General features: G+C 68.7%; 17 protein-coding genes and 3 pseudogenes. 11 read left to right on the top strand and 9 right to left on the bottom strand.

Annotation, left to right across the window (positions count from 1 at the left end; translation table 11 throughout):
* Nucleotides 1–68: 68 nt before the first annotated feature.
* The 3 genes and pseudogenes from ACIBB8_RS03950 to cimA all read left to right on the top strand — a co-directional run bounded on the left by ACIBB8_RS03950 (nt 69) and on the right by cimA (nt 2,918).
* A complete protein-coding gene (locus ACIBB8_RS03950) occupies nt 69–677 on the top strand; it encodes a TetR/AcrR family transcriptional regulator (RefSeq protein WP_398948860.1) in 609 nt (202 codons plus the stop codon).
* Nucleotides 678–704: 27 nt separating this feature from the next.
* Nucleotides 705–1,032, top strand: a pseudogene (locus tag ACIBB8_RS03955) (hypothetical protein); the annotation flags it as partial.
* A gap of 278 nt (nt 1,033–1,310) precedes the next feature.
* Nucleotides 1,311–2,918 carry a citramalate synthase gene (cimA, locus tag ACIBB8_RS03960; protein WP_398948862.1) on the top strand — a complete coding sequence of 536 codons (1,608 nt, stop codon included), beginning with the start codon at nt 1,311–1,313 and terminating at the stop codon, nt 2,916–2,918.
* 374 nt (nt 2,919–3,292) lie between these two features.
* Here the strand turns inward: cimA and ACIBB8_RS03965 are convergent, their stop codons facing one another.
* Together ACIBB8_RS03965 and ACIBB8_RS03970 are read right to left on the bottom strand one after the other, a co-directional pair.
* Nucleotides 3,293–3,466: a hypothetical protein gene (locus ACIBB8_RS03965; RefSeq protein ID WP_358862740.1), complete on the bottom strand. Its 174-nt coding sequence runs from the start codon at nt 3,464–3,466 to the stop codon at nt 3,293–3,295.
* A gap of 272 nt (nt 3,467–3,738) precedes the next feature.
* The gene (locus ACIBB8_RS03970) at nt 3,739–4,356 is read right to left on the bottom strand and encodes a YceI family protein (protein ID WP_398948863.1); all 618 of its coding nucleotides are present in this window, start codon (nt 4,354–4,356) and stop codon (nt 3,739–3,741) included.
* Between the two features lie 224 nt (nt 4,357–4,580).
* On the opposite strand from ACIBB8_RS03970, the gene ACIBB8_RS03975 reads away from it, so the two are divergent.
* The 3 genes from ACIBB8_RS03975 (at nt 4,581) to ACIBB8_RS03985 (ending at nt 5,891) form a co-directional block, all read left to right on the top strand.
* The gene (locus tag ACIBB8_RS03975) at nt 4,581–5,105 is read left to right on the top strand and encodes a hypothetical protein (protein ID WP_366136785.1); all 525 of its coding nucleotides are present in this window, start codon (nt 4,581–4,583) and stop codon (nt 5,103–5,105) included.
* 253 nt (nt 5,106–5,358) lie between these two features.
* Nucleotides 5,359–5,652 (top strand): hypothetical protein, encoded by a 294-nt coding sequence (locus tag ACIBB8_RS03980; protein ID WP_398948864.1) that lies wholly within the window; start codon nt 5,359–5,361, stop codon nt 5,650–5,652.
* Nucleotides 5,649–5,891, top strand: a complete 243-nt coding sequence (locus tag ACIBB8_RS03985) for a hypothetical protein (RefSeq protein WP_398948865.1) — start codon at nt 5,649–5,651, stop codon at nt 5,889–5,891. Before ACIBB8_RS03980 ends, ACIBB8_RS03985 begins: the two co-directional genes overlap by 4 nt.
* A gap of 125 nt (nt 5,892–6,016) precedes the next feature.
* Here ACIBB8_RS03985 and ACIBB8_RS03990 read toward each other — a convergent pair whose 3' ends face one another.
* A complete protein-coding gene (locus tag ACIBB8_RS03990; protein WP_398948866.1) occupies nt 6,017–6,304 on the bottom strand; it encodes a DUF1905 domain-containing protein in 288 nt (95 codons plus the stop codon).
* 259 nt (nt 6,305–6,563) lie between these two features.
* Here ACIBB8_RS03990 and ACIBB8_RS03995 point away from each other — a divergent pair, with 259 nt between their 5' ends.
* The 5 genes and pseudogenes from ACIBB8_RS03995 (at nt 6,564) to ACIBB8_RS04015 (ending at nt 13,601) form a co-directional block, all read left to right on the top strand.
* On the top strand, nt 6,564–10,436 hold the full coding sequence (locus ACIBB8_RS03995) for an endo-alpha-N-acetylgalactosaminidase family protein (RefSeq protein WP_398948867.1): 3,873 nt from the start codon (nt 6,564–6,566) through the stop codon (nt 10,434–10,436).
* Between the two features lie 148 nt (nt 10,437–10,584).
* Nucleotides 10,585–11,001, top strand: a pseudogene (locus ACIBB8_RS04000) (twin-arginine translocation signal domain-containing protein); the annotation flags it as partial.
* Between the two features lie 47 nt (nt 11,002–11,048).
* A pseudogene (locus ACIBB8_RS04005) lies at nt 11,049–11,237 on the top strand (polysaccharide lyase beta-sandwich domain-containing protein); the annotation flags it as partial.
* Nucleotides 11,238–11,749: 512 nt separating this feature from the next.
* Entirely contained in the window at nt 11,750–13,333 is a 1,584-nt protein-coding gene (locus ACIBB8_RS04010; RefSeq protein ID WP_358862744.1) for an acyl-CoA carboxylase subunit beta, read from the top strand.
* Between the two features lie 64 nt (nt 13,334–13,397).
* Complete coding sequence (locus ACIBB8_RS04015) at nt 13,398–13,601, top strand: acyl-CoA carboxylase subunit epsilon (protein ID WP_398948868.1); 204 nt, start codon at nt 13,398–13,400, stop codon at nt 13,599–13,601.
* Nucleotides 13,602–13,771: 170 nt separating this feature from the next.
* Here the strand turns inward: ACIBB8_RS04015 and ACIBB8_RS04020 are convergent, their stop codons facing one another.
* The 6 genes from ACIBB8_RS04020 to ACIBB8_RS04045 form a co-directional block, all read right to left on the bottom strand.
* Entirely contained in the window at nt 13,772–14,353 is a 582-nt protein-coding gene (locus tag ACIBB8_RS04020) for an ATP/GTP-binding protein (protein ID WP_014048542.1), read from the bottom strand.
* Nucleotides 14,334–14,981, bottom strand: a complete 648-nt coding sequence (locus ACIBB8_RS04025; protein WP_398948869.1) for a DUF742 domain-containing protein — start codon at nt 14,979–14,981, stop codon at nt 14,334–14,336. Before ACIBB8_RS04025 ends, ACIBB8_RS04020 begins: the two co-directional genes overlap by 20 nt.
* 89 nt (nt 14,982–15,070) lie before the next feature.
* Nucleotides 15,071–15,484, bottom strand: coding sequence for a roadblock/LC7 domain-containing protein (locus tag ACIBB8_RS04030; RefSeq protein ID WP_006127847.1), 414 nt, complete (start codon nt 15,482–15,484; stop codon nt 15,071–15,073).
* A 10-nt stretch (nt 15,485–15,494) separates the two neighbouring features.
* On the bottom strand, nt 15,495–18,692 hold the full coding sequence (locus ACIBB8_RS04035) for a nitrate- and nitrite sensing domain-containing protein (protein ID WP_398948870.1): 3,198 nt from the start codon (nt 18,690–18,692) through the stop codon (nt 15,495–15,497).
* Nucleotides 18,693–19,051: 359 nt separating this feature from the next.
* The gene (locus ACIBB8_RS04040; protein ID WP_358861102.1) at nt 19,052–19,633 is read right to left on the bottom strand and encodes an ATP/GTP-binding protein; all 582 of its coding nucleotides are present in this window, start codon (nt 19,631–19,633) and stop codon (nt 19,052–19,054) included.
* Entirely contained in the window at nt 19,614–20,021 is a 408-nt protein-coding gene (locus tag ACIBB8_RS04045) for a DUF742 domain-containing protein (RefSeq protein WP_266981123.1), read from the bottom strand. The genes ACIBB8_RS04040 and ACIBB8_RS04045 overlap by 20 nt, the downstream gene beginning before the upstream one ends.
* Between the last annotated feature and the right edge of the window lie 42 nt (nt 20,022–20,063).

The following is a 20,063-nucleotide window of genomic DNA, read 5'->3' on the forward strand; positions in this document are numbered from 1 at the left end:
CGTCCGGCCCCGGCGGTCCTGTACTACCTGCCCGTATGCTGAGATCCCCGCCGACCACGGAGAATCCCATGCCCGAGCCCGCCCGCACCACGCGGCGGCGGAACGCCGCCCCGCCGCGGGAGACCGTGCTGGCCGCCGCGATGGAGAACATCGCCCAGCACGGGCTGGAGAAGCTCACCATGGCGGGCCTCGGCCGCGAGGTCGGCATGAGCAGCGGGCACCTGCTCTACTACTTCCGCACCAAGGACGAGCTGCTGCTCCAGACCTTGGAGTGGAGCGAGGAACAGCTCGGGGCGCAGCGCCGCTCCGCCCTCGCCCGCCAGGTCCCGGTCCGCGAACGTCTCGACTCGTACATCGATCTGTACGTCGCGGACGGCCCCCGAGATCCGCACTGGACACTCTGGCTGGAGCTGTGGAACCGGGCCCACGGGGTCGACGAGGATTCCCGCAACCGCCTCCTCGACATCGAGCTCTCCTGGCACCGCGACCTGGTCGCCCTCCTCGTCGAGGGAGCCTCCCGCGGCGAGCTGCGCGCGGTCGACGCGGACAGGTACGCCACCCGGATACGGGCCCTGCTGGACGGCTTCAGCACCCATGTGGCGATGGGTCTCCCCGGTTCCGACCGGTCCCAAGTCCTGGCTCACATCGGCGAGTTCATCGACGAGACGCTCGGTTGAATTCCGTGCGCGGACGCCTGGCGGTCTGTCGACATTGTCGCCGCCTTCGCCCGCCCCGGCACCGTCGTCACCCACGTGCAGCCCGACCCGGCCCACTCCGACCACGAGATCAAGCGCGAGACGGTCCCGGTACCGCTGCAACGACGGCGTCGTGCTGTGCGCCTTCGACGATCCGCGCGACGAACTCGCCGCCGGGATCTTCCGCCGCCGCTACCCCGAACGGACCGTGACCCTGGTCGTCTATCTGACGATGCGTGAGACCCGCGACATCGACCTGGGCCGGGTCGGCTTGGTGGCTGCCGAGGGCGGGCGGACGGAGCCGGCCGGAGCGACGAGCGTCACGCCCGCATCCTGAGACGGCCGGGGGTGCGGAGGCAGTGCTGTGCGAGACTGCCTCCGTGTCCTCGTTCGTCATGATTATTGGCAACAGGCGCGCCGGTCCGCAGTGACCGTCCCGTACCACCAGATACGGAGCGGCCACCGTGCCCCAGACCCGCGCGCAGACCTCTCGCACCCGCGAGGGGTTTTTTCGTTTTCCGGCCCTCACCTCGGCCGGGGCGATGCGCGCGGGATGATGGGGGCAAGTGGAGCCCAATCGTCCGGATCCACTCATCCGACAGGAGTCAGACCAGCATGACCACCAAGGCCAAGCCCACCGACGACAGCTTCCATGTCTTCGACACCACACTGCGCGACGGTGCACAGCGTGAAGGCATCAACCTGACGGTCGCGGACAAGCTGACCATTGCCCGGCACCTGGACGACTTCGGCGTGGGCTTCATCGAGGGAGGCTGGCCCGGCGCCAACCCCCGCGACACGGAGTTCTTCGCCCGGGCTCAGCAGGAGATCGAGTTCAAGAACGCCGAGCTGGTCGCCTTCGGCGCGACCCGCAGGGCCGGTGCCAAGGCGTCGGATGACCCCCAGGTCAAGGCGCTGCTGGAGTCCGGAGCCCCGGTGATCACGCTGGTCGCCAAGTCGCACGACCGGCATGTGGAACTCGCCCTGCGCACCACCCTCGAAGAGAACCTGGAGATGGTCCGCGACACCGTTTCCTACCTGCGCGAACAGGGCCGCCGGGTCTTCGTCGACTGCGAGCACTTCTTCGACGGCTACCGCGCCAACCCCGAGTACGCCAAGGATGTCGTCCGGGCCGCCCACGAGGCCGGCGCCGATGTCGTCATCCTCTGCGACACCAACGGCGGGATGCTCCCCGCCCAGGTCCAGGCCGTCGTCTCCACCGTCCTCGCGGACACCGGCGCCCGGCTCGGCATCCACGCCCAGGACGACACCGGCTGCGCCGTCGCCAACACCCTGGCCGCCGTCGACGCGGGCGCCACGCACGTCCAGTGCACCGCCAACGGGTACGGCGAGCGGGTCGGCAACGCCAACCTCTTCCCCGTCGTCGCCGCCCTGGAACTCACGTACGGCAAGAGCGTCCTCCCCGAGGGCGCACTCGCCGAAATGACCCGTATCTCGCACGCCATCGCCGAGGTCGTCAACCTCGCGCCCTCCACTCACCAGCCCTATGTGGGTGTTTCAGCCTTCGCCCACAAGGCCGGACTGCACGCCTCCGCCATCAAGGTCGACCCCGACCTCTACCAGCACATCGATCCGGCGCTCGTCGGCAACACCATGCGGATGCTCGTCTCCGACATGGCGGGCCGCGCCTCCATCGAGCTCAAGGGCAAGGAGCTCGGCATCGACCTCGGGGGCGACCGCGAGCTCGTCGGCCGGGTCGTGGAGCGGGTCAAGGAGCGTGAGCTCAAGGGCTACACGTACGAAGCCGCGGACGCCTCCTTCGAACTGCTGCTGCGTGCCGAGGCCGAGGGCCAGGTACGCCGCTACTTCCGTACGGAGTCCTGGCGCGCGATCGTCGAGGACCGACCCGACGGCACGCACGCCAACGAGGCGACCGTGAAGCTCTGGGCGAAGGGCGAGCGGATCGTCGCCACCGCCGAGGGCAACGGCCCGGTCAACGCCCTCGACCGGGCGCTGCGCGTCGGCTTGGAGCGGATCTACCCGCAGCTCGCCAAGCTGGAGCTGGTCGACTACAAGGTCCGCATCCTGGAGGGCCGCACCGGCACCGAGTCCACCACCCGCGTGCTGATCACCACGAGCGACGGCACGGGTGACTGGGCGACCGTCGGCGTCGCGGAGAACGTCATCGCCGCGTCCTGGCAGGCGCTGGAGGACGCGTACACCTACGGGCTGCTGCGGGCCGGGGTCGAGCCCACGGAGTAGTTGCGCGGTCCGACGCGGACCACCCGCTGCTCACCGGTGATCCGGCCGGGCGCCGACCAAGCTGAAGGAGGCGTACCGGGCCGCTTGAGGCGCACAGGAGTTGAGGCCTTTCAGGGTCACAAGACCCTGAAAGGCCCGCCCATGAGGGTTCGACGGGGGTGGTGATTTCGGCGGTGGCGGCGATTTCGGTGGCGGCGGCTTCTGAGAGTCGTTGCTGCCCGCCCGCCGGCTCCGTCCGCCACCGCGCAGCAGTGAGGGCGCCCGCACAGCCGCTGTGCCGCGGTGGCGGGCGCCCCTGTACTCCCTTGGATCAGCGTCCTGCCCGAGCCCGGCCTACGGGGGGCAGGGGCAGCGGATCAGCGGGGGAGTTGCACCTACAGGTTCTGGTCGATCTGCATCTCCCGGACCTTGTCGTCACGGTGCGTCTTGTCATTCTTGATGGTGTACGTCGTCGACGGGCCGGTGCCGCTGACCTTGGTGATCTCGCCCTGGCACTTCTTGTTGTCCGCGTCCCGGTACTCCACGCGCTGACCCTCGTTGTGCTGCATTGACTTCTCCACTTCTCGATCTCGACTGGCAAGGGCCGCCCCCGGCTCTTCAGCCCGGGCTGCCCCGTCCGGCGCCCGCTTCTCGTCGCGGTGCGCAATGCCAGATCACACTGGGTGCGGGCAATCAGCGACTCCAGAGAGCCCAATGGGGTCAACTTCCGGGCGAATCCCGTGTCGTTCCCCGTGTCCCCTTGCAAGAGGGACGGCGGAGGGTTCGGTGGCCGGCAGCGGAGTGGAAGGCGGGCGCGCTCGGGCCGGAGGACTTCCGCGGATCAGGCCTGCGGGGCGGCCTTGATCGCGGAGATGTCGAAGTTCAGCTTGACCTTGTCGCTGACCATCACGCCGCCGGTCTCCAGCGCCGCGTTCCAGGTCAGGCCCCAGTCGGAGCGGAGGATGTCCGCGCTGCCCTCGAAGCCGACACGCTCGTTGCCGTAGGGATCGGTGGCGGAGCCGTTGAACTCCAGGTCGATGGCGAGCGGGCGCGTGACGTCCTTGATGGTGAGGTCGCCGGTGATCCGGTACTTGTCGCCGCCGAGCTGCTCGGCCTGCGTGGAGCGGAACGTCATGAGGGGGAACTTCTCGGCGTCGAAGAAGTCGCCGCTGACCAGGTGGCCGTCACGGTCGGAGATGCCGGTGTCGACGCTGGCGATCTTGACGTCGATGGAGGCGGCCGAGTTCGCGGGGTTGTGACCGTCCAGCTTCAGGGTGCCCTCGTGCTCCCCGAAGGAGCCACGCACGTTGGTGACCATGGCGTGACGCACGGTGAAGCCGATGCTGCTGTGGGCCGGGTCGATGGCGTACTCGCCGGTCAGGGCGGCCAGGGCCGGGTCCACGGCGACGGTGGCGGGGGCGGACGGGGCGACGGTGGACTTGCGGTTGAACAGAGCCATGGCTCCTCCTCGGGGGGCGTGATCGAGCGGCAGTCGAAGCGGATGTTTAACCTTCAACGAGATTGACTGTAGACCCATCTTGTTCAAAGTTCAACATCAAGGAGCCGATTCGTTTCCTGAAGAACGGCGTTCATCTCACGGTCACGCGAGGCCCTCTGGCGGACGCGCGTAGAACTCGGGCACTATCTCCCTGCCTAGTTGTCATGAGCAGGAGGAGTCTCCCCATGGTGTCCCGTATGACCCTGCGTCCCGTCCTGACCGCCCTCGCCCTCGTCCTCGGCGCCCTCTTCGCCCCCGGAGTCGGCGCCCTCGGCAGCGGCGCCACCGAGGCGCACGCCGTCACCAAGCTCACGCACGCGCAGGCGACGTCGATGTTCCGCGCGTCGGGCATCACCTGGTCGTCCTCGGGCGGCTGTTCCGACCGGAACAACTCCACCTGCACCTCGTTCGAACAGCTGAACCTGGCCACCGCCCAGGGCGCCCAGACCCTCAAGAGCGCCACGGGTTGCGCCCTCAACATCACCGGCGGCACCGAGACCGGGCACGCCAGCGGTACGTATTCGCACTGGAACGGCTACAAGCTCGACTTCGGCAAGTCCACCTGTCTCACCAACTACGTCCACGGTGTCTTCAGCTATATAGGGCTCCGCGGTGACGGCGCCCCCCAGTACAAGTCCGCCTCCGGCAACATCTACGCGGACGAGGGCAACCACTGGGACGTGACGTACTACAACTGCGGCGGCTGCTGACCTCCGCACGCACCGACCCGCACGGGGTGTCCCTGTCCGCCGGACAGGGACACCCCGTGCTGCTGGCTCACACCACGTCGGCCGCGCCGGGCCGCGACGAGGGATACCTCGTCGATCCGAATATGTGACGGATTGGCATGGCCAACTGCCGAGGTCCTGACCCGAACTGACCGATGCGGCGTACCGCCGGATCGGTCAATAGCCGGATGTGGCACGTCAGTCGAGCCAGCCATCGTGATCACCAGGAGGGTTCATGTCCTTCGAAGAAGAGTGGGCCGGCCTCACGGCGAATGCCGCCGCCCGTATGCAGTTGAACGGTGCGCCGACGACGGACCCGCGCTTGGCGCCGTCCGACGGGGACCTCGTCATCTACGACGACGAACTGGGCAAGATCGGTCATTTCGCTTACCAGTTGCACAACAACCTGAAGGCCGACGGCAAGCACGCCCGGACCACGACCGAGGGCCGCCGGTGCGAGCCTGAGAAGGAACCCGGTGACACCCATGTGGAAGCCCCGGCAGAACCAGGAAAGGTGAGGTACCGGTGAAGCACTCCGCAGGCCCGCCGCCTGGTCGCCGCCGTCCGAACTTGTGGCACCGGCTGCGCCCCCGGAGTTCACGGGCGTTCGTCCTCGGCATCTGCATGGCCGTCGGCGGGCTCGCCGGCGGGGTGCGCTCCGTGGTGAACGGAAAGGGGATCTGGACGGCCTTCGGCATCTTCGGGGTGGGGGTTCTCGGAGTTGTTCTCACCCTTGCGTGGATCGTGACGTACACGCGGGAGCGCTGAGGAGAGGGCTCGGGCACAGCGGCCGGGTCGCGGGCGCCGTCCGGATGTAGAAATGAGCCGGCCTGCCAAGCAGTTCGGGCGAGGCGGCCGGTCGCGATCCTGCCGACGCCCACATCACGCGACAGTTACACGCGGACGGTCATGGTCACGGTCACCTCGTCACCTGCCGAGAGTCCCTGCGGCTTGCGGACCGCGTTCTTGAGCGGCAGCAGGTAGCTGCCGTCCTTGGGGAAGAGCGACGTGGTGAAAGCGGTCTCGCCGATGCACGCGTCCACGGGGACAGCCCCCCAGCCGTACGTGGCCAGCGCAGCCACCTCGCGGATGTCGGCGGCCTGTTCGTCGGGCACGGCGGCGAAGTAGAACGGTGAAGGCCCCCGCCACTCGATGACGCGGCCGGTGAATACAACGTGCACGAGGTCGATCCGTTCATCGAGGGAGCCGAATGCCGGGCAGCGTACATGCGGGCTCACTCGGCACAAGAGGTGGCGGTCGCTCACCTGCGGGAGGCGACCGCCACCCGCAGGATCAGGCTCCCACGGTCACCGTGAAGCGGCGTCAGTCGACCGACGCGCACCGTCCACTTGGACTTACGCAACGCGGTTGTTGGACTGGAACGCCCCGAGTCGTAGCAGGTCATTGACGGTGTCCGGACAGGGGGATTACTCAGGGAACATGTCGCGAAGATTTACTTCGGCGGGCGCTGTCGCCGCCGCCTCAGCCGCCGTCCTGGCGCTGGTGGGGACCGCGCTCCCCGCCACAGCCGCCACCCCGTCACCCGCCGCAGTCGGCGCGGCCGTCCCCGCGGACGCCGCCGTCATCGGATCGCCGCAGCTCTCGGTCGCTGTTGCCGACGACTTCCCGCGCGTCCTGTCGTACACCGACCGGGCCAGCGGCAACCAGCTGTCCGGCTCCACGAAGCCGGTCACCGAGGTCACCCTCAACGGCACCGCACACGCCGTGAAGCTCAAGGCCGCGCCCGAGATCACTGACACGACCGCCCGGTACACGCTGACCTTCCCCGATCTGCCTGGCATCGAGATCGACGCCTCGCTCTCGGTCTCCGGGCGCGCCACCACCTTCAAGGTGACGGCCGTCCGTGACACCGAGGCGTTCCGGGTCGGCACCATCGACATCCCCGGTCACGACCTGGTCTCCGTCGGCTCCGCCGACACCGGCGCCGCCACCGCGTTCACCCGGCTGGACAACGACTCGACGAAGACCGCCGACGTCTTCGGCAAGGTCACCGCGGACACTGCCGCGGACAAGGCGCCGGTCGGTGCCTCGTACGCGATCGTCAACACCGGCTCGCTCGCGGCGGCCATCGAGTCCAACTCCTCGTACGACAAGCCGTCCGGCGCCACCGGCGGCGACGACGCCCGGTTCTGGCACCAGGCCCGCAAGGCCGACGACGGCAGCGTCCGGGTAGGTGTCTGGTCCGGGCAGTGGACCTACCGCGGCGAGGGCGCACCACAGCCGGAGAGCGGGGACGACCTTCCCTGGGCGAAGGTCGTCGTCACACCCGACGCCAACGGCGACAAGACCGTCGACTGGCAGGACGGCGCCGTCGCGTTCCGGACCATCGGCGTGATCGCGCCCGGCAGCGACGACACCGCGGACCGGGTCATCACCCACATTCCGTTCAACTTCGCCAGCCAGGCCACCCACCCCTTCCTGCGGACTCTCGACGACGTCAAGCGGGTCTCGCTGTCCACGGACGGCCTCGGGCAGAGGGCGATCCTCAAGGGGTACGCCTCCGAGGGCCACGACTCCGCCCACCCCGACTACGGCGGCAACTACAACAAGCGCGCCGGCGGGCTGAAGGACCTCAACGAGCTCCTGAGGGACGGCAAGAAGTGGGGTGCCACCTTCGGCGTCCACATCAACGACACCGAGGCGTACGCGGAGGCCAACGCCTTCGACGAGAAGCTCGTCGACAAGACCAGGCCGGGCTGGAACTGGCTCGGCCAGAGCTACTACATCGACCAGCGCCGCGACGTGAACAGCGGCGACCTGGCCAAGCGGATACAGCAGCTGCGCGACGAGACGGACCGCAACCTCAGCCTGCTCTACTTCGACGTCTACTACACGCACGGCTGGATCCCCGACAAGACCCTCCAGGACGTGCAGAAGCAGGGCTGGAACGTCGCCACCGAGTGGGCCGACAAGTTCGAGCGCGGCTCGCTCTGGTCGCACTGGGCCAATGACCTCGACTACGGCCCCGCCACCAACAAGGGCCTCAACTCGAAGATCATCCGGTTCATCCGCAACGGCGAGAAGGACGTCTGGAACAACGACCCGGTCCTCGGCCAGACCGCGATCCAGGAGTTCGAGGGCTGGACCGGCGAGACCGACTGGAACGCCTTCTACGACAACATCTGGCAGCGCAACCTGCCCGCCAAGTACCTCCAGCACCAGAAGATCACCCGCTGGGACGGCAACGACATCACCTTCACCGGTGATGTCCGGGGCACCGTCGAGGACGGCAAGCGGACCTTCTACGACCACGGCCGCAAGGTGCTGAGCGGCACCGACTACCTGCTTCCGTGGGACGGCGGGAAGAAGCTGTACCACTACAGCAAGTCCGGTGGTACGAGCAGCTGGGCGGTGCCGTCCACGGGGGCGTACACCGTCTACAAGCTCACCGACAACGGCCGGGTCAAGGCAGGCACGGTCAAGCCCGTCGACGGGAAGATCACGCTGACGGCCACCGCCGGACAGCCGTACGTCCTCTACCCGGACGAGGCGCCGAAGGCCGCCGACCCCCAGTGGGGCGAGGGCACCCCGGTCGACGACCCGGGCTTCAACGACGACGGGCTGACCGCCTGGTCGAAGACCGGCACCGTCGCCCGCGACACCGACGGCCGGGGCCGCAACAGCGCCAAGCTCTCCGGCGCCGGCACGGCGGCACTCTCGCAGCGCATCTCCGGCCTCACGCCCGGCAAGCGCTACACCGCGTCCGCGCTCATCGAGGTCCAGCCAGGAAAGACCCGGCACACGACACTCTCGATCGGCGGGAAGTCCGTCGTCGTGGACCGCTCCACGGCCGAGGACTACGTGGCCGCGTCCGACTGGCACGGCACGTACTTCCAGCGCGCCAAGGTGAACTTCACCGCGCCCGCGAGCGGCCGCACCACGTTCCGTATCGAAGCGGCCGGAGGAAGCGCCGCCACCGTGCGGGCCGATGACGTACGTATCGTCGCCAACGCCCCGGCGACGAAGAAGAACACCGTCGTGTACGAGGACTTCGAGGACGTCGACCAGGGCTGGGGCCCCTTCCTCAAGGGCGACGCGGGCGGTTCCACCGACCCCCGCACCGTCATCTCCCAGCTGCACGCCCCGTACACCCAGGCCGGCTGGAACGGGAAGCTCGTCGACGACGTGATCGGCGGCAAGGAGTCCCTCAAGGCCCATGAGGAGAACGGCGGGCTCGTCTACCGAACCGCGCCCTGGACCGTACCGATGGCCAACGGCCACCGCTACAAGGTGGAGTACGACTACCAGTCCAGCCACGCCGGCGCCTACGAGTGGGTCGACGGGTACGACCGGATCACGGCCGACGGCACCCCCGACTCGGTCGAGACCCGCACCACGGCGATCGGTCAGCAGCGAACCACGGGACACTTCTCCGAGACCGTCACGGCGGGCTGCGGTGACACCTGGGCCGGGCTGCGCAAGCGTGGCGACGCACCCGACGGTGCCGACTTCGTCCTGGACGGGTTCACCGTGACCGACCTCGGCGCCGCCCCGGCCGGTGAGATGGCCGCCTGCGGAACGCTCAGCGTCGACCCGTCCGCGGAGACCCTGGAGCCGGGCGTCGCAGGCGTCGTCGAGGCGAGCTTCACCAACTACGAGGCGACGCCGGTCACCGGCGTTTCGGTGAGCCTCACCGTCCCGGACGGCTGGAAGGCGGAGCCCGTGGGCGCGGTCACCTTCGACTCGGTCGCGGCGGGTGCCAAGGCCACCGCCGGCTGGCGGGTCACTCCGCCGGTGGACGCCAAGTACCAGACGTACAACCTGAGTTCCGAGGTGTCCTATACGGTCGGCAGCGCGCAGCGGACCCTCGGCGCGCAGACGTCCGTACGCACGTTGCCGCCGCCGCCCACCACGGACAGCTGGGCCAGCGACCTGGACTGGACCGCCGCCAGCAACGGCTGGGGACCGGTCGAGCGTGACATCTCCAACGGTGAGACGGGCGCCGGCGACGGCTCCCCGCTGACCATCGGCGGCACGGTCTACGCCAAGGGCCTGGGCAGCCACGCCCCCGCGAAGATCCGCTACTACCTGGGCGGCCAGTGCACCTCGTTCACCGCCGAGGTCGGCGTGGACGATGTTCAGAAGAGCGCGGGCAGCGTGCAGTTCAGCGTCACCGCCGACGGCACGGAGAAGGTGAAGTCACCGGTGCTCAAGGCGGCCGACACCGCCTGGTCGCTCACGGCGGACGTCACCGGAGCGAAGTACGTCGAGCTGGTCGTCGGGGACGGCGGCGACGGCAACGGCAACGACCACGCGGACTGGGGCAACGCGCGGTTCCACTGCGGGAGTTGACCGGGCGATCGGTGAGCACTGAGCAATAGGCGGTGAGGGGGCGGGGCCGGTCTCGGTCCCGCCCCCTTCCCGTTCCCACGGGCGCGTGCTAAACCGGCGGGCGGCCGGTCCATACCACTGAGGTTCCGGAGGTCTTGTCGTGTCACTCCTGCCCGCCTTGTCACGCCGTGCCTTTCTGGCCACCAGTAGCGCCACCGCACTCGGCCTGGCCCTCCCTGGACAGGCGCACGCCATCGACGCACCCGCCGACGAGTTCGACACCCTCCGGCTGCGCTGGGTCGATCTCGCACTCGGCACCGGATACGACGCCGCCGCCGAGCCCTACGCGTCTCGGCTCGCCGAGACCGGTGGACTCGCCGCGGGGTTCCGCGCCACCATGGCCCCCGCCGCGGCCTCCCTCTGGGCCGACCGTCCCTTCGATCCGCCGTCCGGCATCACCGCGAGCTACAGCCGCCTGTGGACGATGACCCAGGCGTACGCCCAGCAGGGCACCGGCCACACGGGTGACACCGCGCTCCTCGCCGACATCGTCCGAGGCCTCGACCACCTCGCCGCGACGATCTACAGCACCACGGCACGGATCCCACCGACGCCACGTATCTCTGTCTGCTGATGCCGGGCGCGTCCCGCCGCGCGCTCGCCGCCCGCGCGGCGGACCGGCAATGGCTGACCGTGCTGGCCAACACCGCGGACCGGCAGGGCGTCGCCGTCCGTTCGCTGGGGCTGACCGCCGCCAATTTCTGGCAGCCGGGCACGGCGGGCCCGCTTTCCGTCACGGCACCGGCCAGCGTGCTCGTACGGGAGAGGCGTCACTCGACGACGGTGTGCGTGAGCGGGCCCGACCGGAGCGGGACGCCCGTGGACGTGGTGTGGGAGCATCCGGTGCGCGAGGTCGTCTCCACCGACCCGGGGATCGAGGTGCGCGCCACCGGCCGCCACCTGGTCCTGCGGGTCGCGCCGGGTAGGGCAGGCGCTAGCCTTCGCTGTGCCCTCCTAGGGCCTTTCGTTCCGGGTCCTGCCGGGCTCCCTGATCCGGAAAGATCCGAAAAATCGGCCCTGCAGGCCCTGGGCCGACGGGTCCGGACCGCCGCTCCTGCGTGCGGTAGGCACAAACGGCCCACACGCCCGGGGTGACGGGCTTGTGCGGTACACCACAGTCCCGTTTTGTAGAGCTCTCACAAAGTGGGACCGCATTCCCCTGGTGGTTCGCCTGCATGGGGCAACGTTTCTGTCCGGCTCCGCCAGGAAACGGGTCAGGAGACTGTACGGAGTCGACGGCAGGATTTTCTTGGCCGGGTTCGTAGGGTCGATACATGACCGTTGTGGACGAAACCCCGGGCGAGCCGAGTGACACCCGTGGCCGGGTGACCGAACTGCTGGCGCTGCGCGAGCAGGCCCGGCGCGGACCGAGCGACCGGGCGACCGAGGCCCAGCACGCCAAGGGCAAGCTGACAGCGCGTGAGCGCATCGAGCTGCTCCTGGACCCGGATTCGTTCAAGGAGGTCGAGCAGCTCCGCCGGCACCGGGCGACCGGGTTCGGCCTGGAGGAGAAGAAGCCGTACACCGACGGTGTCATCACCGGCTGGGGCACGGTCGAGGGCCGCACGGTCTTCGTCTACGCACACGACTTCCGGATCTTCGGCGGCGCCCTGGGCGAGGCCCACGCCACCAAGATCCACAAGATCATGGACATGGCGATCTCGGCGGGCGCACCGCTGGTCTCGCTGAACGACGGCGCCGGCGCCCGCATCCAGGAGGGCGTCAGCGCGCTCGCCGGATACGGCGGCATCTTCCAGCGCAACACGCGCGCCTCCGGCGTCATCCCGCAGATCTCCGTGATGCTCGGCCCGTGCGCGGGCGGCGCGGCCTACAGCCCCGCCCTCACCGACTTCGTCTTCATGGTCCGCGAGACCTCCCAGATGTTCATCACCGGACCGGACGTCGTGAAGGCGGTCACCGGTGAGGAGATCTCGCAGAACGGCCTCGGCGGCGCCGATGTGCACGCCGAGACCTCGGGCGTCGCGCACTTCGCGTACGACGACGAGGAGACCTGTATCGCCGAGGTGCGGTACCTGCTGTCGATGCTCCCGTCCAACAACCGGGAGAACCCGCCCACCGTGGCGAGTGACGACCCGGCCGACCGGCGCGGCGACGTCCTGCTGGACCTGGTGCCGGCCGACGGCAACCGCCCGTACGACATGCACAAGGTCATCGAGGAGCTCGTCGACGACGGCGACTACCTGGAGATCCACGAGCGCTGGGCCCGCAACATCGTCTGCGCCCTGGCCCGGCTCGACGGTCAGGTCGTCGGCATCGTGGCCAACCAGCCGCAATCCCTCGCCGGTGTCCTGGACATCGAGGCGTCGGAGAAGGCGGCCCGCTTCGTTCAGATGTGCGATGCATTCAACATTCCCATCATCACCCTTTTGGACGTACCCGGCTTCCTGCCCGGCGTCGATCAGGAGCACGGTGGAATCATTCGGCACGGTGCGAAGCTGCTCTACGCGTACTGCAACGCCACGGTGCCGAGGATCTCGCTGATCCTGCGCAAGGCCTACGGCGGGGCGTACATCGTGATGGACAGCCAGTCCATCGGTGCGGACCTGACGTACGCCTGGCCCACCAACGAGATCGCCGTGATGGGCGCCGAAGGTGCCGCCAACGTCATCTTCCGTCGGCAGATCGCCGACGCCGAGGACCCGGAGGCCATGCGGATCCGCATGGTCAAGGAATACAAGGCCGAACTGATGCATCCGTACTACGCCGCCGAGCGCGGCCTGGTCGACGACGTCATCGACCCCGCCGAGACCCGCGAGGTCCTGATCGCCTCGCTCGCGATGCTCCGGTCCAAGCACGCCGATCTGCCGTCCCGCAAGCACGGGAACCCCCCGCAGTAACCGCGACTGCGTACCACCCCGCACAGTCCGCCACGGTACTGCCGAAAAGACGGAGATACATCCCATGAGCACTGTTCCTGCCGAGTCCGTGCTGCGCGTCGAGAAGGGTCTTGCCGACCCCGAGGAGCTGGCCGCCATAACCGCGGTCCTGCTCGCCCGCGCCGCAGCCACGTCCGCCGCTCCGGCCCACCGGGGCCGTACCTCCGCGGGCTGGCGCCGTCTGGAGCGCACCCCGGGCTTCCGCGCCCCGCACTCCTGGCAGGGCTGAGACCCGCTGTCCTCGATCGCCGGACGGGCTTGGAATCAAGCTCGTCCGGCGATTCGTTTCAGCCCGTCCGGCGATCCGGCGATCGAGGACACAGCGTGGCCGAAGCCCCGCAACGCGGAAGGCCCCGCACTCCCGAAGGAGTGCGGGGCCTTCCGCATGGCTGCCGGGGACTACCGCAGGCGGGCCATCAGCGCATGCTCGACCAGGGTGATGAGCGCGCTCTTGGCATCCGCACGGTGGCGGGCGTCCGTGGTCAGGATCGGGGTGTCGGGGCCGATCTGCAGGGCCTCGCGCACCTCGTCCGGTGTGTACGGCTGGTGTCCGTCGAAGCCGTTGAGGGCGATGACGAAGGGCAGGCCGCTGTTCTCGAAGTAGTCGACGGCCGGGAAGCAGTCGGCGAGACGCCGGGTGTCCACCAGGACGACGGCGCCGATCGCGCCGCGGACCAGGTCGTCCCACATGAACCAGAAGCGGTCCTGACCGGGGGTACCGAAGAGGTACAGGATCAGGTCCTGGTCCAGGGTGATACGGCCGAAGTCCATGGCCACCGTCGTGGTGGTCTTGTCCCCGGTGTGGGTCAGATCGTCGATGCCCGCGGACGCGGACGTCATCACGGCTTCGGTACGCAGCGGGTTGATCTCCGAAACGGCACCGACGAACGTGGTCTTACCCACGCCGAAGCCCCCTGCCACCACGATCTTCGCGGAGGTAGTGGAGCGGGCTGCTCCGCCGCTAGAGCTTGCGAAGTCCACTGAGCACCCTTTCGAGCAGTGTCACATCTGGCTGGCCGCTGGCGGACTCGTCGCCGCCGGGCTGATGGATAGCGACGAGTCCGGCCTCGGCCAGGTCGGCTACGAGGATCCGGGCAACGCCGAGGGGGATCGAGAGAAGCGCCGAGATCTCGGCGACCGACTTGATCTCGAAGCACAGCCGGCAGATCCGCTGGTGCTCGGGCAACTGCCCCTGCAGCAGGGATGGATCGGCCGTGGTACTGACCAACGCCTCAATGGCGAGCTGGTATCGCGGTCGGGTCCGGCCGCCGGTCATGGCGTATGGACGGACCAGCGGGTTGTGCGCCGCCGGTTCTGCGGGCTCGGCGGCCCGCCGCGGCTGCACCGGCTGAATCCGGGGCTGCCGGGGCGCGTCCAACCGGTGCGGCCGCTGAGGGTGCTGCGGCTGCTGGGGCCACTCACCGTCCTGGGCCTGCGGCCACCCGCCGCCCTGCGCCTGTTGGGGCGGATACGGCTGCTGAGGTGGCTGATAGGGCTGCTGCGAGCCCTGTCTGCTGGGCGTGGAGGGGAAGTTGAAACGGTTGTCCCCGTGCTCACCCGGTACCTGCTGACCACCGTGGTACTGGTGTCCGCCTGAGGGTGTTGCCACGTTTCCTCCTCCGACTGCCGTTCCTGGTCTCAGTGGGGCCGCGCCACCGCACCTTATGGCGCGGTGGCGCGGAACGCACCGCCTGTCTGTTAGTTAAGAAGACTTCCCTGCAGTTCGGCACGGAGATCGGGTGTGAGGACACTGCCCGCACGGTCGACCAGAAGTGCCATTTCGTACCCAACCAGACCGATATCGGCGTCCGGATGTGCAAGAACTGCCAGCGAAGATCCGTCAGAGATGGACATGATGAAGAGGAATCCGCGCTCCATCTCCACCACGGTCTGGTTCACGGCGCCGCCCTCGAAGATCCGCGAGGCGCCCGCGGTCAGCGAGGTCAGACCGGAAGCAACGGCCGCCAGCTGGTCGGCACGATCGCGTGGGAATCCTTCGGACATGGCCAGCAGGAGTCCGTCGGCGGAGACCACCACCGTGTGCGACACCCCGGGGGTGTTGTCCACGAAGTTGGTGATCAACCAGTTGAGATTCTGCGCCGCCTGGCTCATCGGGCTCACACTAACGCTCCTGGTTGTAGGTAGTACTTGCGTCCGAACCAGCGTTACGTCCCCGCTGAATGCCCCGGCGCAGGTTGCTCAACCTGCCCCGGACGTCCTCAGGGGCGCGGGAGACCTGAGGGCCGCCCTGCTGGGTCTGCTCCGCCGTGCCCTCGACCAGATTGGCCTTGGGCACCCGCCGGGGAAGTCCGGACGGGGTGACCCCGCCCGCCTTCGGCTCCCGGAGCTTCTCGGCTCGCTCCCAGCGCTCGTCGTTCGTCGAGCGCCAGTCGTCGGAGCCGTTCCCGTCCTGCTGCGCGGGCGACGGCCGCTGCGGCAACTTCTGCTGCCGCGGCGGCTGCTGCTCGGCTGAGACGGGCTGGTCGTTTCCGCGGCCGGTGGGCTGCCAGTGCTGCTGACCGCCCCGGCGCGGCAGACCGGCATCGGTCAGCTCGTGGCCGGCGTTCGGGGTGGAACCCGGACGGTCGAAGCCTACGCGCTCCTGCGGCTCCGCGGGAGCGCTGGGGGCAGATTCCGGTTCGGCCTGCGGTGTGGGCTCGTACGCGTTCTGGTACGTGCCCTGATCTGCCCACTCTTCCTGGTGGGGCTGGGCCGCGAACTGTTCCTCGTAACCCTGCTGAGCGCTCTCCCGGGTGGTATATGCCGCCTCCGGATAGCCGTCCTGCGGTGCGTAGTCGGACTGCTCCGGATAGCCGGTCTCGCCGCGGTACGGGTCGTAGGAACCGTCGTACGAGGCCTGTGCGTACTGCTCCTGCTGCTGGCCCTGCTGCGGCTCCTGCGCGTACGGATCCTGTGCGTACGCGTCCTCGGTGTACGAGGTGTCCGAGAAGGAGGCGTCCGCGAACTGCGGGCGCTCACCGCCCGTCTGGGCCTCCAGCGCCGCCCGGCGCTCCTCACGCATCAGCGAGCGGCCCACCGGGTCCAGCTGCGCGGCGTCGGCCGGCTGCTCGTACCGGGAGTCGTCGAAGCCGAGTTCGGCCGCCGTGCGCAGCGGGGACTGCTGCGGCTCCGGCTCGAACGACGACTGCTGCGGGATGATCGAGGAGACGGTGAAGTCGTCCTGAGGGTCCGTGGAGCCGAGGCTCTCGCCCCCGCCTCCGTGGGTGATCGCGTCCGGCAGCATGACCAGCGAGGTGGTTCCGGCCTGTTCGCCCGAGGGGCGCAGCTGGACCCGGATGCCGTGCCGGTCGGCGAGCCGGCCGACCACGAAGAGTCCCATCCGCTGGGAGACCGCGGCGTCCACGGTCGGCGGGTTGGCCAGCTTGTGGTTGATGTCCGCGAAGTCCTCGGCGGTGAGGCCGATGCCCTTGTCGTGGATCTCGATCATCACGCGGCTGTCCGGCAGCCGGGTGGCGGTGACGCGGACCTTGGTCTGGGGCGAGGAGAACGTGGTGGCGTTCTCCAGCAGTTCCGCAAGGAGGTGCACGAGGTCGGTGACGGCCTGACCGTGGATCTCGGTCTCCGGGACACCGGAGAGCTCGATGCGCTCGTACGACTCCACCTCGGAGGAGGCGGCCCGCAGGACGTCGACCAGCGGAACCGGCTGGTTCCAGCGGCGGCCCGGCTCCTCGCCGGCGAGGACGAGGAGGTTCTCGCCGTTGCGGCGCATACGGGTCGCGAGGTGGTCGAGCCGGAAGAGGCTCTCCAGCTGGTCCGGGTCGGCCTCGTTGTTCTCCAGGTCGGTGATGAGGGTCAGCTGGCCCTCGATCAGCGACTGGTTGCGACGCGACAGGTTGGTGAAGATCGCGTTGACGTTGCCCCGCAGCATGGCCTGCTCGGCCGCGAGCCGCACCGCCTCGCGGTGCACCTGGTCGAAGGCGCGGGCGACCTCGCCGATCTCGTCCCGGCTGGTGATCGGAATCGGCTGGACCCGGGTGTCGACCCGGCCCGGCTCGGTCCGCGACAGCTGGTCGACCAGCATCGGCAGCCGCTGCTCGGCGATCCCGAAGGCGGCGGTACGCAGCTGGCGCATCGATCGGCTCATCTGGCGGGCCATGAGTCCGGCCAGGAAGAACGCGGCCAGCAGGGCCACCAGCACGATCGCGGCGTTGACGATGGCGTCGGTCCTGGCGCTGGACGAGATGTCCGCGGCCTCGGTCACCGCCTTGTCGACGAGCTCGTCCTCGACCGTGGTGTAGCCGTCGAACTTGGCGGTCGCGGCGGCCATCCAGGTCTCGGGCGTGATGCCCTTGGCGGCCAGCTTCTGGGGCGACTTGCCCTGACCGATCTGCTGAGCCATCCCGTCGAAGACCGAGCCGTCGATGCTGGGCGGCGCGACGAACGGCACACCGGCCGCGTCGGCCTGCTCCTTGGCGGTTTTCAGCTTCTTCGCACCCTCGGCCGCCGTATCGGCCATGACCTGCTTCAGCCGCGCGGAGTCGGCCTCCGTACCACCGGAGACGAACTCGCCGAGGGCGATCTGCTCCAGGTAGTTGTACGAGCCGAACGCCTTGACCTGGGCGTCGAACTTGGGGCCCTCCTGGCTCGGGCGCACCAGCAGGTGCATACCGATGGAGCGCTGGAGCGATTCTGCCGCCTTGGCCAGCTCGATCGCGTAGACCGTACGGCCGTAGCTGGTGATGTTGCCGGTGCCGAGGCCGAGTTCGTTGCTGAACTCCATCAGGGAGTGCTGAACCTTGACGTAGCCCTCTTCCGTCTTCACCGGGTCCATGGCCTCGGCGTAGGCGGCCTTGCGCAGGTCGGGGAGGTTGGGCTCCTCCTGCTTGAACAGCTGGAGACGGCGCTCCAGGCCCTGATCCTTCGGCATGTCCTGCACGGCGCCGTCGAACTTGGCGGCGGCGGCATCAGTGGTGGCACGCGCCTCGGAGACGACCGCGGCGTCACGCTTGTTCGACAACAGGGACTGCGCGGTGAGGTCACGCTCGTTGAGCAGTGCCTGCCCGTACTCCGAGGCCGCGCGGACGATCAGCGCGGTCTTCTCGGCGTCCTCGGCCTCTTTCCACGTGTCGATCGACCCCTTCACCTGGAAGCCGCCCATGATGAGGCCGACCAGTACAGGGATCAGGAGGATGGCGTTCAGCCGGGTGGGCACCCGCCAGTTGCGGGGGGACAGCCTGCTGGTGCTGCCACCGGCCGGTGCCTGTGCGGACACGTCGGCGGGTGACGCCGCGGTGCGCGGCAGCGGGGTGAAATTGTCCCGCTCCGGCTGAACTGCGGAGCCCTCGTTGCTACGCCTCACTCGACCAACAACCTCTCGGCGTCGGCACCTACGCTGTGCCGTTTTTCGTTCAGGGCCGTACTACTCGGGAGTTTCGTCGAATTGCAGCACGGGGACCGGCCGCGTTCCAAACACTCGGAATGAGCCATTCCGAGTGGTCCAAGCCTCAGATAAAACGGGCATAAAGAGCGAGCCCCGTCAAAAGGCGGGGCTCATGTGAGCACAGTGATACCGGCCGAACGCATCGGGTGTCGAAGCCCGGGTAATTCTCTGTCGAAACGTTATGAACACGGGGGCGGATCGTGTCAAAGGACACAGTCCGCCCCCGTGCGACTACGGCAACTGCCGTATGCCCATACCGACTTGCGGCGAGCTTTCGGCTACTTCAGCCGGGCCATCAGCGCGTGCTCCACGAGCGTAATGAGCGCGCTCTTCGCATCGCCGCGGTGGCGGGCATCCGTCGTGATGATCGGGGTGTCGGGGCCGATCTGCAGGGCCTCGCGCACCTCGTCCGGTGTGTACGGCTGGTGTCCGTCGAAGCCGTTGAGGGCGATGACGAAGGGCAGGCCGCTGTTCTCGAAGTAGTCGACGGCCGGGAAGCAGTCGGCGAGACGCCGGGTGTCCACCAGGACGACGGCGCCGATCGCGCCGCGGACCAGGTCGTCCCACATGAACCAGAAGCGGTCCTGACCCGGGGTACCGAAGAGGTACAGGATCAGGTCCTGGTCCAGGGTGATACGGCCGAAGTCCATGGCCACCGTCGTGGTGGTCTTGCCGCCGGTGTGGGTCAGATCGTCGATGCCCGCGGACGCGGACGTCATCACGGCTTCGGTACGCAGCGGGTTGATCTCCGAAACGGCACCGACGAACGTGGTCTTACCCACGCCGAAACCGCCCGCCACCACGATCTTCGCCGAGGTGGTGGCCCGGGCCGCACCGCCGCTAGAGCTTGCGAAGTCCACTGAGCACCCTTTCGAGCAGTGTCACATCCGGCGCGCCGCCGGCCTCTCCGTTGCCCGGCTGGTGGATGGCCACCATGCCGGCTTCCGCCAGATCCGCGACGAGAATCCGGGCCACACCGAGTGGCATCGACAGCAGCGCCGATACCTCGGCCACCGACTTGACCTCACGGCAGAGGTGGCAGATCCGCTGGTGCTCCGGGAGCAGCGTCGCCAGATGCGCCGGGTCGGCCGTGGTGGAGACCAGGGCCTCTATGGCGAGCTGGTAGCGCGGCCGGGTCCGGCCACCGGTCATGGCATAGGGACGAACCAGCGGCTGGTCGCCTTCACCTTCGTACGACGCGTGGTGCAGCGCGCCGTACGGATCGGGTGAGGCGGGTGGCGGGGTCATGAATCCTCCGGGCGTGACAGCAAGGGGTCGGCCTGCCGTCTG

The organism is Streptomyces sp. NPDC051286 (assembly GCF_044455345.1).
Classification (GTDB): domain Bacteria; phylum Actinomycetota; class Actinomycetes; order Streptomycetales; family Streptomycetaceae; genus Streptomyces.